At 45.7% G+C, this 13601-nt stretch carries 9 protein-coding genes and 1 other RNA gene; 5 read left to right on the top strand and 5 right to left on the bottom strand.

Going from position 1 to position 13601, the window contains the following annotated elements:
• Positions 1–4 precede the first annotated feature (4 nt).
• Complete coding sequence (locus WC496_00975) at positions 5–805, top strand: hypothetical protein (GenBank protein ID MFA5291586.1); 801 nt, start codon at positions 5–7, stop codon at positions 803–805.
• Positions 806–816: 11 nt separating this feature from the next.
• On the opposite strand, the gene rnpB is transcribed toward WC496_00975, so the two are convergent.
• Positions 817–1203, bottom strand: an RNA gene (gene rnpB, locus WC496_00980) — RNase P RNA component class A.
• Positions 1204–1487: 284 nt separating this feature from the next.
• Here rnpB and WC496_00985 point away from each other — a divergent pair.
• The 4 genes from WC496_00985 to WC496_01000 all read left to right on the top strand — a co-directional run bounded on the left by WC496_00985 (position 1488) and on the right by WC496_01000 (position 9464).
• The gene (locus WC496_00985) at positions 1488–4973 is read left to right on the top strand and encodes an SBBP repeat-containing protein (GenBank protein ID MFA5291587.1); all 3486 of its coding nucleotides are present in this window, start codon (positions 1488–1490) and stop codon (positions 4971–4973) included.
• Between the two features lie 147 nt (positions 4974–5120).
• The gene (locus tag WC496_00990) at positions 5121–6659 is read left to right on the top strand and encodes an SBBP repeat-containing protein (protein MFA5291588.1); all 1539 of its coding nucleotides are present in this window, start codon (positions 5121–5123) and stop codon (positions 6657–6659) included.
• Between the two features lie 93 nt (positions 6660–6752).
• Complete coding sequence (locus WC496_00995) at positions 6753–8246, top strand: hypothetical protein (GenBank protein ID MFA5291589.1); 1494 nt, start codon at positions 6753–6755, stop codon at positions 8244–8246.
• A gap of 63 nt (positions 8247–8309) precedes the next feature.
• Complete coding sequence (locus WC496_01000) at positions 8310–9464, top strand: hypothetical protein (protein MFA5291590.1); 1155 nt, start codon at positions 8310–8312, stop codon at positions 9462–9464.
• Positions 9465–9590: 126 nt separating this feature from the next.
• Here WC496_01000 and WC496_01005 read toward each other — a convergent pair whose 3' ends face one another.
• The 4 genes from WC496_01005 to WC496_01020 form a co-directional block, all read right to left on the bottom strand.
• Complete coding sequence (locus tag WC496_01005) at positions 9591–10325, bottom strand: PEP-CTERM sorting domain-containing protein (GenBank protein MFA5291591.1); 735 nt, start codon at positions 10323–10325, stop codon at positions 9591–9593.
• A 113-nt stretch (positions 10326–10438) separates the two neighbouring features.
• Positions 10439–10741, bottom strand: coding sequence for a helix-turn-helix transcriptional regulator (locus tag WC496_01010; GenBank protein ID MFA5291592.1), 303 nt, complete (start codon positions 10739–10741; stop codon positions 10439–10441).
• 324 nt (positions 10742–11065) lie between these two features.
• Complete coding sequence (locus tag WC496_01015) at positions 11066–12145, bottom strand: PAS domain S-box protein (GenBank protein ID MFA5291593.1); 1080 nt, start codon at positions 12143–12145, stop codon at positions 11066–11068.
• 68 nt (positions 12146–12213) lie between these two features.
• Positions 12214–13518, bottom strand: a complete 1305-nt coding sequence (locus WC496_01020) for a hypothetical protein (GenBank protein ID MFA5291594.1) — start codon at positions 13516–13518, stop codon at positions 12214–12216.
• Between the last annotated feature and the right edge of the window lie 83 nt (positions 13519–13601).

Below are 13601 nucleotides of genomic sequence, written 5' to 3' on the forward strand. Positions count from 1 at the left end.
AATCATGAAAAAGTTAATGACAGTTTGTGCAGTAGTGGGATTGATTATGGCAACAGCCGGCACGGCGCAGGCAGCGCTCGACGTTGATACGATAGTCATGACCTCCTACAAGAGTCATACAGATGGGACACCAGATTTCTACCCCTGGCGCTTTGAGGTCTGGGTAGAACTTGATGATTCTGGCAGCCTCGACCATATCGAAGTAACAAAGCCCGGCGATTTGACGCCCTTTACTACTATTTACGAAGTCGATGGCAATTGGGAATTCGAGTCATCGGGGTATCTTACCATTGCGGCCTTGCAGGGCGACTACCCAACTGGCGAGTACACTTTCGACTTTTACAGCGACAGCAGTTCGTTGCTTACCTTCAATCTGGACAACAGCGGCCTTACCGAGCCCACGAACCCTGTCAATTTCACCTATCCCGCTTATGGTGCAACGGATGTTAGTCTCAATCCGACGTTCACCTGGACTATAGACAGCGGCGCCGGGGATGCCTTAGGTTTATGGCTGGATAGCGATAACGATTGGTACGAGAACATCCCTGTCTCGATGGATACAACTTCCTGGGAGCCGCTCGGCCCACTGAACCCCAATTGCACCTACGACCTTGAGGTCTCGGTCATCAATGCCAAGGACCTCAACGGACTTGCTTTCCCTACTATGACTGTTGGCAGTGACGAGTTCAAATACGGTCTTTGGATTGAATACCTCAACGGGATAGAGTTCACCACGATTCCGGAACCCGCCTCCGCAGCGATACTTGCGTTAGGGATGTTTGCCTTAAGAAGAAAACACAAATAACATAAATTCTTTTGTCCGGTGGGTCTATAAGCCGGGTTCTGTAGTCGGCGACCATTTCTCTGGGATTGCCGTTGCCGACAACCTCAAGCAACCTACCCGCCGGGATAACGCTCGGGCCGAGCATACCGGCATACTTGGTCTTGCAGGCGGTGGGGTTTACCCTGCCGATTCTGTCACCAAAATCGCGGTGCGCTCTTACCGCACCTTTTCACCATTGCCCGAAGGCTGTGTATTTTCTGTGGCACTTTCCCGTGGATTTCTCCAGATGGCCGTTAGCCATCACCGCGCCCTGTCCTGCCCGGACTTTCCTCCCCGCACCTGCTCCATATTCTCTTAAAATCTGTTTCAATTCTTAAAAGAATACCAAGCAGGTGCGGGGCGGCCGCCCGACCCGCCGGACAAAAGAATTTAAAATTATCAGAATAAATTTTACGGCGGTTATTATATCATAAAAACCTTATTTTTTGCAAGTCCAGTAATAAAAAGGCCTTATTGGCGGTTTAAACCTTGATTTTAGACTATTTTTGTGGTATAATATCTTCAATCCGATGTCTTGTAATAAGGTGGTTTGGGCTTTGATATTAAGGCCATGCGGAGGCGGGAAGATATTGTTCTAAAATTTTTTTGCCGCATTTATCCGTGTGGAATTGCAGTATATAAATTTTGGAGAAAGAAACAGAACATGAAATACTCACTTAAATCCAGTGTCATTATTCCTGCAATTATTATTTCTATTTTATCTTTGAGTATCGGCACAAGCACAGCGGCCGGAGAAGACTCCAACAGCATTTCAGTAATTAAGGTAGGACCAACAACCCTGGGAGATTCTCTTAGCCTTGAACAATTACAGAAAATCACAGTAATGTTTATGGACAGCCCTCCTTTTCCGCCAAAAGATATCCAAAGACTCTCAGTTACTGAGATGTCGCAGTCGGCGGTAATGCTCAGCGTTCCAACTTCGGTCTGGACTTACGGCTGCTCTGCAACTTCGGCCGGAATGATTTTCGGATATTACGACCGCACAGGATATCCGAATATGTATACAGGCCCGACTAACGGCGGCGTTGCTCCGCTGCATGATCTCGGACAGGGGATTAGCACGCCTATTGCCGGTTCGTGTTCCATAATCGCTACGCAGAATGGTTTTGACGGAAGAGCGACAAGAGGGCATGTTGACGATTACTGGACGGGCTACTTAGATCCCGGTCCTGACCCATGGGAAGGAAACTGGACCGAACATACCTGGGGCGGATGCACCGCTGACTATATGGGAACCAACCAGTGGAAGTGGGACTTTGACCCATGGTCAAACGGCGACGGAACACGAGAAACCAACGTAGACGGCTCTACATCGGTTTTTTCTTACAACGACGCAACAAAATTGTATGATTATGTGCCACCTTCAAGCCTGGGACTGCCTCAGACAGAATTATGTCACGGCTTAAGATTGTTTGCTGAATCGCGAGGTTATACGGTTCAGGAAAATTACACTCAAAGAATAGATCCGTTAGTGTCCGGAGGTTTTTCTTTGGCCAATTACAGAACGGAAATCGATAACGGCCATCCGGTCATGATTCAGCTCGAGGGACATACTATGGTTGGCGTAGGTTACGAAGCGAGTTCGCAGACAATCTACGTTAACGACACATGGGACAACAGCGTTCATCCAATGACATGGGGAGGCAGTTATTCCGGAATGGCACATTGGGGCGTTACAATAATTCATCTTATTCCGTTGCCGCCCGGTCAGGCGACCAATCCTGACCCGAACAATGGTGCAACAAATGTCAGTTTAGCTGTCCAGCTTAGCTGGACTGCCGGGGTCAATGCAGTATCACATGATGTTTATTTCGGAACCACAAATCCGCCAGTGTTTCAGGGTAATCAGACAGGAACGACTTTTAACTCCGAAATAATGGCAGGCGGAACAACTCACTATTGGCGTATAGATGAAAAGAATTCCGGTGGTACAACTACAGGCGTAGTCTGGCATTTTACCACGGTTAATGTACGGTCATTGACAACCTCGACTACAGCGGGCGGTACTGTAAGTACGCCGGGCATAGGCACCTTCTGGTATACCAAAGAGGCCAATGCAGATATCGCCGCATCGCCGAATACCGGTTATTCTTTCGTTAACTGGACCGGAACAGCGGTAACAGCCGGCAAGGTTGCAGACCCGAATTCACCGAACACAACCGTTACGATGAGCGGCAATTATACAATCTGTGCCAACTTTGATACCAGTCAGAAGTCTTTGGCAACCTCTGCTTCGGCAGGCGGTACTGTAAGTACGCCGGGCATAGGTACATACTGGTATGCCAGAAACACCGATGCAAATGTAGTCGCACTGCCGAATAGCGGTTATTTTTTCGTTAACTGGACCGGCACAGCGGTAACTGCCGGCAAGGTTGCGAATCCGAGTTCACCGAACACAACCGTTATGATGAGCAGCAATTATACAATCCGGGCAAACTTCGATACAAATCTGAAGTTTTTGACAACCTCTGCTACAGGCGGCGGTACTGTAACAACGCCCGGGGTAGGTACATACGGCTATGACAAAAACACCTTTGCAGATATCACTGCGCTGGCGGAGCCAAATCATATTTTCATTAACTGGACCGGCACAGCGGTAACGGCGGGTAAGGTTGCAAATCCGAATTCGCCGAGCACGACGGTTCTGATTGATGCCGACCGCACGGTTCAGGCCAACTTTGCATTCGCCATTGACCCGCTGCAAATTTCCTGGGTGCAAAGATATAACGGCACAGTCAACGGCCCGGATTACGCGATGGACATTGCCGCCGATTCAAACGGCAATGCTTATGTTACCGGCTATGCCAAAAACATCGGAACAGATTACGACTTCGTAACAATAAAATACACGCCGGACGGCAATACCGCGTGGGCAAAAATATACAACCGCAGTTCTTCGACCCCGGACTATGCAATGGCAATCGCTGTCGACGCAAATTCAAATGTTATTGTCGCCGGTTACGATTACACCACATATTCCGGCTATGACGGTGTTGTGGTAAAATACGATTCCGCAGGCACCCAGCTCTGGGCGAAGACATACAATCAGTCAGGCGCCAGCGACGACAGGCTAAGCGATGTCGCAGTAGACGCCAACGGCAATGTCTATGTAATCGGAAGGACAAACCAGGACTGCCTGATAATAAAATACACTCCTGACGGCACCCTTGCCTGGTCGAAGACCTATAACGGCACAGGAAACAATTTTGATACTTTCTATAAACTTGCGATTGACAGCAGCGGCAATATTTATGCCTGCGGCGAAACGGCGGGGGCCGGTACATACCAGGACGGCTTGATAATGAAATATTCGCCGGACGGGACTTTATTATGGATGGATACTTATAACGGTTCCGCCAACCAGTGGGATATGCTGGAGGCAATCGCTATCGATTCGGCCGACAATATTTATGTTACAGGTTCTGTGGAAACCGCGAGCGATTGCGATTATGTAACGATAAAATACTCACCAGCCGGCAGTCGGCTCTGGACGGCTTTTTATGCCGGCGCAAGCTGGGGCTGGGATTATTCCTACGCAATCGCTGTCAGTTTGGATGGCAATGTCGTTGTTACAGGATACAGCGAAGGGGAAACCAGTTCCGATGCGGCTACTGTAAAATACGATTCTGCGACAGGCGCACAAATCTGGGCGGCCAGATACAACGGCGCCGGCAATGCAACGGATTATACCGATTCTATTGCAACCGACAAAGTCGGCAATGTTTATGTTCACGGCAGAAGCTTCGAAGCGACCTCGACAGATTATCTTACCATCTGCTATGATTCGAACGGCAATGAGCGATGGAGAGTAAATTATAACGGTTCGGCCGGACTGACCGATATCGGCAGCGCAATCGCGGTTTATGATAATAACAATATCTATGTTACCGGCTGCAGTATGAATTCGACAAGTAATTATGATTACGCGACCATTAAATACACGATATTCGAGCCGTGTCCTGCCCCGCCTCAGGGCGATTTAAACGGCGACTGCCATGTCAACTTTTTTGACCTTGCGATTTTTGCCGATGGCTATACAGGCTGGGAAACGGATTATGTAACGCTTGAAGATATAGCCGATACCTGGCTGAATTGCGGTCTTTTGCATCAGAGCGAATGCTGGCAGTAAGGCGGCTCGGCTGAATATTCTTAAAAGAATACCTGGATTTGCGCTTTATAGGACTGTAAAAGTAGTCTTTTTATCAGTTTAAAGCTTGATTTTTTGCCAATTTCGTGGTATAATACCCCTATTAATAACTCAAAGACAGGGGTGGCTATGCCGGTTTCTTCGGTTTCCCAAACGAGCAGGAAGATGGATTTTCAGGTGTTTTTTATAATTGCTGTTTGTCTGTGCGCGATTAGCGGTTCTGTTTTTGCCGCCGGGCCGCAGATAGACTGGACGGCAAGATATAACGGAACAGCAAACAGTCACGATTACGCGACAGATATGGCTATAGATTCGAACGGCTTTGTCTATGTGAGCGGCTACGCGAAAAACGTCAGCACGAATGAAGATTTTGTAACGATAAAATACACGCCGGACGGAAATACCGTCTGGACAAAAACATATAATCGTATAGGCGGAAGTCCCGATTATTCTGAAGCGATAACGATTGACGCGAATTCAAATGTCGTAGTTGCCGGCCGCAGTAAATTACCAACGTCGCTGAACAATGACGGCGCAGTGATAAAATACAATTCTTCCGGCACGCAGCTTTGGGTAAAGACATACAATTCTGCAGGCGACAGCGAAGACAGTTTTTCTGATGTTGTTACAGACGCCGGCGGTAACATTTATATATCCGGCACGGCAAACGGAGACGGCCTGATAATAAAATATACACCTAACGGCGACATAGCGTGGGTACGGACCTACAACGGAACCGGAAACGGCTATGATGCCCTTTATAAACTTGTAATTGACAGCAACAGCGATATTTATGCCTGCGGCGAATCGACAGGAGCCGACACAGGACGGGATTGCCTGATAGTGAAATATTCTTCGGCCGGCACTTTATTGTGGGCGCAAACTTATGACGGCCAGGATCATTTTTGGGACGGACTGGGAGCAATGGCGATTGATTCGGCCGGAAATGTTTATGTTACAGGCTCAGTCGAGACGATATTCGATTCAAATTATGTAACAATGAAATATTCGCCGGCGGGGGGCAGACTCTGGACGGCATTTTATACCGGCACGGCAACGGGCTGGGATTATTCCTACGCAATCGCTGTCAGTTCGGACGGCAATGTTGTGGTAACGGGATACAGCGAAGGGGCAACCAGTGTCGACGCTGCTACTATAAAATATAATTCCGCGACAGGCGCACAGATTTGGGCAAGCAGATATAACGGCGCGGGCGATTCGACCGATTATGCCAATGCAATAGCAGCCGATAATTTCGGCAATGTTTATATCCACGGCACAAGCGTTGAGAGCGGCTCGGCAGATTATCTTACAATCTGCTATGACTCGAACGGCGTGAAAAACTGGAAGATGAATTATAATGCGAATTCACTGGCCGATATCGGCAGCGCACAAATAATTGTTGATAATAGTAATATGTATGTAACGGGCTACAGTATGGCCTCGATAAATAATTACGATTACGCGACCATTAAATATACGATAACTAACCCATGTCCCGTACCGCCTGCGGGCGATTTAAACGGCGACTGTCAGGTAAACTTACTTGACCTTACAGTTTTTGCCGGCAGCTATACAGGCTGGGAAACAGATTATCCTGTGCTTAAAGATATAGCCGATACCTGGCTGGAGTGCGGCCTGGCAGAGCAGGGCGACTGCTGGCAGTAAAAAACGGGAACACAGAACATAGAACACAGCATACAGAATTCTGAATTCTGATTTATACACATCATTTTCTACAATTTTTTTAGAGGATTTCCAATGAACAGTATTATTCTATCTCCACATCGTGTTACAGAGGCAAACGGTTTTTACGAAACGCTCAAAAGAACAAGGCCGCGGACAAAAAATGACCTGAAAAATTATCTAAAAGTTTTTCTGGACCTTGATATAGGCGATGTGAAAATCTGTCCCGAACATAATACTCCGATGGATTATTTGTGGCACTGCTATAACAGCGATTTTGCCGGCAGCGCAAGCGGCGATTGCGTCGTCTGGGCAGGACGCGGCGGGGGGAAAACTCTTTTGGCCGCTGCCGCGACACTTTTAGACAGTATTTTCAAGCCCGGCTGTAAAACGAGAATACTTGCAGGCAGCGAAACGCAGGCGCAAAGGATGTACGATTATCTGCTTGGCTTTTTAAGAGAAGGGTTTGAGAATTTTCTTGCCGAACCGATACACAAAAACAAATGCTGCTTTCTGAATGGTTCGGATGTCGAGGTGCTGACGCAATCGGCAACAAGTGTGCGGGGCAGTCATATTCAGAAACTGCGATGCGATGAAGTGGAGCTGTTCGACAGGCAGATTTTCGAGGCGGCAAAATTCATTACCAAAAGCACAGACAAAATAGTCGGTGCTATGGAAACCTTAAGCACAATGCATCAGCCCTTCGGAATTATGCACGACCTTGTCGGCAAGGCCGCCTCGGCCGGTGTTCCGATATTCAAATGGTGCGTATGGGAAGTGATTGAAAACTGCAAAGACCGCTCGTGCAGTTGTTGTCCGCTAAACAGCGATTGTCACGGCAGGGCAAGAAAGGCAAACGGATATCTGAAAATCGATGATTGTTTAGCGCAGATGCGCAGAAGCAGCAGGGCGGCGTTTGAGTCTGAAATGCTGTGTCTGCGGCCGTCGCTGGAAAATGTAGTCTTTGCGGAGTTTGAGCCTGATATTCATATAGCGCCTGTCGAATATAATTCTGATTTGCCGCTGTATCGCGCGATTGACTTTGGCTTTGTCAATCCGTTCGTATGTCTCTGGATTCAGATTGATTCGCAGGGCACGGTGAGAATTATTGACGAATATATAAAAAGCAGAGAGACGGTCGATGCGCACGCAGATGAGATTAAAAACAGAACCCCTTACAGCGAGGATAAAGTTATCGCGACATTTTGCGACCCGGCAGGGGCGGGCGTTAATGACGTTACCGGCACAAGTCCCGTTTTCCAGCTGAGACAGGCCGGCGTGAAACTGCGTTACAGGAGAAGTTCTATTCTCGAAGGAATTGAACTTGTCAGAAGGTCTCTGCGCTCCGGCGACGGCAAAAGCAATTTGATAATAAGTCCCCGATGCGGGAGATTGATTGAGGCGATGCAGTGTTATCATTATCCGCCGACACATTCGACAAGCTCAGGGCAGGGCGGCTGTAATGAACTGCCGCTGAAAGACGGGATTTACGACCATCCGATTGATGCGATGCGGTATTTCTTCGTGAATTACAATAATTCAAATCCCGCCAAAAACAGGAGATATTAAAGTTGCCGCCTATATTCTTCTTATTATAATGAAGTAAGATGATTTGCTTTAGGAGACTTGGCGATGTGCGGGTTAAGACAATATATTTCATTTCTGTTTATTCTTAATATTTCTTCGATTGTATTCGCGCTTGGAACGGAGAACTTTGGCGATAATCCCATTGAATTGTCCCCGAACTGGCCTAATGGTTTAAAAACGATGACGGAGAGTCCGGGACTGGTTTATTCGAGGTGGGTCAATGGAGGCGAGTATTTCTGTTACAAAGGCGATGTGAATGCATTCAATGATGCCCTGAAAAAATTTGCTGATATAAACGCACCGGCACATAGGCTTATCATTGAATACGGTCATGGGCGGACAAAGTCTTTCGATGGCAAGGAAATAAAATTTGACTGGAAACTTGATGTTGTTGGAGGTGTCAGCCGAAATATTCTGCTGAGAAAAGACCAAACAGATGCAAATCTTAGTCCGAAACTTACTTATTATCTGTGGCTTGATGAAGGCAAATTGGACGCCCTGATTTTACCTGAAAATATCGAAGTGACGGTTTCCGACCCTAATGCCAAAGACTTTCTTAGTTATCGTATTAAAGAAGCCCTTAAATGGCGAACTGCAAGACGCAAATGGCTCGAATTTGTAAATCCCTTTCTCGAAAAGCATCGCAAAAGATTGAAGCAGACATGGCCTGATGGCAAGGAACCGCCGATAAACGGATATGTTGAATTTCAAAGCCGATATGTGTCAAAATATCTGCCGGATTATAAAATCTATGTCATTGAGACAAATATAATCAGCGTTCCGGAACTTTTTGCAGTCTCGGCGGATGGAAATGTCATAGATATCACAGGACGTCATTATGTTGACAAGGAATTGTCCCGAAAAGAACCATTTTCAAAGTTCATCGTCAGCCGGGGAATTTTGATTTCAGATTTTAACAGTGCGATTGAAGTCGGGAAGTTTATTGAAGAACTAATATTCGCTCCGCAAAGGTGGAGTTATCTGCGGCAAAATTCGAATGATTTCAGAATATTCAAGGCGTGGATATTCTCCTGCCAAGGAACGGTAGATGACCCAAACTGGCAGTGGTATGCCGAAAAGCAGGAAACCGGCTGGATGGTCTCAAAAAGATATGTTGGTCCACCGGCTTCCATTATAATGCCTCCGAAATGGAATCTTGTTTGTGATGAAAAAGGTCAGATAATCGAGGTATCACACTGACAGATAGTTATGCTGAATTTCAAACCAACCGACAAACAAAAAAGGGTTGTTCTAACTCGCCATGGGAGGAGGGAATTCTGGCTTATCTGAACAGCCTTTTTTTATTTATAAAATATTCCGGTTTATTTATTTTCTTTTTCTCAGAAGTGCAATCGCCCCGATAGCTAAAAGACTTATAGTTGCCGGTTCAGGAACTATTTCAAATGAGGCTGAGCCTGTCGCCAGTCCATTAGCGCTGAGAGAAAACCACCATTGCGACTGGATGCTTGATACAGTTCCCGGTATTTGCTGCCAGCCGGTTTCTTCGTAAGTCTGCATAGGTCCTGTGGCGGTGCCTACCAGATTGGCGAATACTCCGGTGCCGTTGTAGACTGCCCGGTAAGCCTTGGTTCCATATTCAAAATTTCCGATAACGGTATCGCCTCGATTTGGAACTACATAGGCATAAGCAAACGCGTCAGGATTTGTCATTGGGGCAAAACTGAGTACATCTGAAGTAAAGGAAAAGTACGTTTTTAAACTGCCGGCCGCGACCGCAAATCCTATTTCGATAATGGGGTCAGCCTTAACGGATATATTTATTCCCGTAACTGTCGCCAATACTATTTCGGGATGATTGTTGGCTCTGATTTCGAATTGCTCCGACATCGGCAGGTACCAGGTATAAGTCGTATCCGGATTTGCGTAAACCGTATTCCAATCGATGCCGGTGTAGATAGGTACACTAGCCCACACTGTACCGGGATTCGAACTCTCCGCTTCAACATCAAGCATTAGTGTCACTGGAACAGCATACCCGTTGACGCTGATGAAAGCCAAAAACAGGCTGATTACCGTACATCTCTTCAATAACTTCTTCATCTTCGCTTCTCCAATCCCCAAAAAATACTTTATACTTCTACCTCTTCATCCATACAATTTCACTAACTATTATCACCCTTATAATTATGATTGTTATTTAGTTTTTGCACAATTCAGTAATTATGATGTAGTTGTTTATGATGATAGGCCTTAGTTTCGCGGCCATGCCGAAAATAGTTGATAATGTAAAGGATAAGTTCGCTGCGGTCCTGTGTGTTAAATTTTTCGAAAAGCCGTCCAAGGTGCGTGCGAACCGTTGGCAGGGCTATTCCCATGTCCTGGGCAATCTGTTTATCGCTTTTGCCCTGAAAAAGATGCTGAATAATCTGGCTTTGTCTTGGAGGTAATGAAAGTTCCTCAACAAGTTTTTCCCACTCCTTTTCGTCGAAAATTTGCATATCCTGTGTAAAAGTCATTTTTACACACCCCATTCAACCCTAAACACAAAGATTTAAGCGTTTTTGACTGCATCAGTCAAGGTTTCTGATGTAATCTGTTTTAATTTACGGGAAATTACGATTTCCCTTCTTCAAAAGTCAGTACCTCTTCTTCCCGTCACAGCAGCACCGGCATGCTTCTTCTCTAAATTTTTATCTCTCTTTAGAACTGAATTGTAGGAAGGCATCTAAAACATTACAATTGTGGTAAATACGGGGATTAAATATAAAGCTTGTTTTTTTGCCTAAAAGCGATGTTTCATAGAGATATTTTTTATTAAAAATGAAGAAAAACCGTTTTTTCTAAATTTTTCCTGGTGCGATTCCGGAGTCTATCGCTTTTTTTGTCAGTTCAACGAGATTATGAGCGTCCAGCTTTTGCATGATATGCGCCCTGTGGTCTTCGATAGTCCTGATGGAGCGTTTTAATTGAAAGGCGATTTCCTTGTTGCTTTTGCCCTGCATTACCAATTCGAGTATTTTGTTTTCAGTTGGTGTTAATATTTTAGAGGCGGTAATATCCCATATGGCGCCTTCGAGATAGCCTTTTTCAGGATACATCCGCACTGAAATCTTTATCCATAGTACGGAGCCATCTACTCTCCAGGTTTCCAGCTCGAAGTCGTCAACCTGCTCTTTTTCTTTCAGCAGCTTCATTAGTTCATCCCTGCGCCGAGGGTCTGCATAAGATTTTGATGCGTAATGTTTTGCCAGACATTGCTCCTTGTTTTCATAACCCAGGAGTTTCACCAGAGTTTCATTGCATTCAATCAATTTGCCATCGCCGATTCGTACCCTGTACAGCGCCACCCGAGCGTTATCATATAGAGACTTGTAATCCTCCAATGACGACCCTAAGTTTTGCTGCAGTAATTTTATTTCCGTGATATCCCGAATGTTTCCGACGACCGCTTCGATTTTGCCGTTGGCGCCGGTTATAAAATTCCTGTTAACGCTAAACCAGACCCAATGACCTTTTTTGTGTTTAAATCTCTGTTCTATGTAACCGGCAAAATTGCTCGGCGGAAGTTTATCCGCTAATACCTCCATAATTTTTTTTTCAACCGTCCGATGGTCGTCGGGATGTACTCTTTTACTTATCCCTTCCATGCCCATTTCTATTATTTCTTCAGGCGTGAAACCGCTGATTTCAGTTGTAGCAGAACTTACATATTCGAATTTACCTGTTTTTGCATTCATCAGATAAAATATTATATCTTTGGAGTTTTCAAGGAGATGCAAATAGTAATCGCTTGATTTGTCAGAGAAAGAACCTTCTCTGTCGTCCGAATAATTCTTGCCCATACCGGCTATCTCTCCTATCCTGATATACAGAACCACAACTGTTATTTCAATGTAATCAGGATAGATGTATTTTCGCAAAATTCAATGGAAAACAAAAATAAAATATCACAGCTCGAATTCTGCCGGGAGCTGGAAATATTAAATATTTACCAGCAGGCGGATTGAGGGACAAGATTGCATTTTAACCAGTTTTCCGCCATCATCGCAAAGTCGATAAAGTTAACTCTGCAGTCGCCGTCCAAATCGCCAACCAGCGGTTCAGAACAGTTTATATTTGTAATAACAGTAAGTCCTGTCCAATCGCCGGGATTTGTAATTCTTGCAAATCCGCAGAAGCTGCCGTCAAAGCCTAAAGTGCCGACCTGAGTATAAACGCCGTTCGGCTCGCCTCTCATCTCGCTCCAGTTATTTGATGTTCCGCCGGTAGATAATCCGCCGTAATAATAATTACCGTTTGAACCCTGCACCGCATCTACCATTACCGGCTCATGCGAAGCTATGACATAATATGTGTAATTACCGCTGACAGTAATTGACTTGCCGTTTGTGCTTTCGCCGAGCTTTACATAATCATACTGGTCGATGTTGTGATAATACTCCCACCACTGCGGATAGGCCTGGTAATCCGTATCGCCTGCCCATACTTCGTAAGCCGTCCACGGCGTATCGACGGCAAAGGAGATAGTTTTGCATCTGCTCTTGCCTATGCAGGCTTCTATGCCGTCGTCATTTACAATATCATAGTATCTATCAAAATACAATTCAGCCTCCCAGTAACCGGCGGCGATAGTATGCGGCCCATAGCTTGTCTGGTTTTTGGGTGTGGGTAAGTTGGATTCAATCTCGTAACCGGTTGCCAAATTTTCAAGACAGGGCCACAGTGAGCCGGTATTAGCGTCTGTGCATTGCTGCCAAAGCAATGTTACCGGAGACGATATGCTGCTTCGGTATTGCGGATAGATAAATTCAGGCTCCTGCATCGGCTGCGGTATAGGATTGTTGGTTTCCGGCACAAGAAACCGCACAGTAGTTGTTTCGTTTGTATCGTCGATATAATAGAAGTTGAAAGTATATGTGCCGTTGCCAAATCTGTCCAGGTCGTTATAATCATCATTATTATCCGAATTATATTCCCAGTTCCAGTTGCCTGAATCGTCATCGAATTCTCTGGTTGTCCATACCTGATTAACATCGTCCCAGTTGTCCTCCAGATTTGGAATCTGGTAAGTGTTTCCGGCAGGCGTAAGAAACTCAATCAGCTCGACGGTATCATCTGTTTGCACTTCAATATAAAAGCCGTAATTGATATCGTTGTCATCGAGCGGATTTGTATATTCGATCTCATACCACATATCAAATAAATAAACATGGTCTTCGACTGCCGCTAAGGTGTTTGCCGCAAAAAGGAAAAGACCTGCAAAAACAAGAACTCCGCTAATATTCTTCACCATTATTCCTCCTGTGATAAAGCTGAAAATACGGGTCGGATTATACCATATTTTCAGCTTATTTCAACAAAAAAAAGGCCGTGAAA

The sequence above is a fragment of the Phycisphaerae bacterium genome (genome assembly GCA_041652575.1).
Taxonomy (GTDB): domain Bacteria; phylum Planctomycetota; class Phycisphaerae; order Sedimentisphaerales; family UBA12454; genus UBA12454.

Bases quoted from the DNA above. Each gene is read 5' to 3' on its own strand.
- WC496_00975 (MFA5291586.1), top strand. From the start codon at position 5: ATGAAAAAGTTAATGACAGTTTGTGCAGTAGTGGGATTGATTATGGCA.
- WC496_00985 (MFA5291587.1), top strand. From the start codon at position 1,488: ATGAAATACTCACTTAAATCCAGTGTCATTATTCCTGCAATTATTATT.
- WC496_00990 (MFA5291588.1), top strand. From the start codon at position 5,121: ATGCCGGTTTCTTCGGTTTCCCAAACGAGCAGGAAGATGGATTTTCAG.
- WC496_00995 (MFA5291589.1), top strand. From the start codon at position 6,753: ATGAACAGTATTATTCTATCTCCACATCGTGTTACAGAGGCAAACGGT.
- WC496_01000 (MFA5291590.1), top strand. From the start codon at position 8,310: ATGTGCGGGTTAAGACAATATATTTCATTTCTGTTTATTCTTAATATT.
- WC496_01005 (MFA5291591.1), bottom strand. From the start codon at position 10,325: ATGAAGAAGTTATTGAAGAGATGTACGGTAATCAGCCTGTTTTTGGCT.
- WC496_01010 (MFA5291592.1), bottom strand. From the start codon at position 10,741: ATGACTTTTACACAGGATATGCAAATTTTCGACGAAAAGGAGTGGGAA.
- WC496_01020 (MFA5291594.1), bottom strand. From the start codon at position 13,518: ATGGTGAAGAATATTAGCGGAGTTCTTGTTTTTGCAGGTCTTTTCCTT.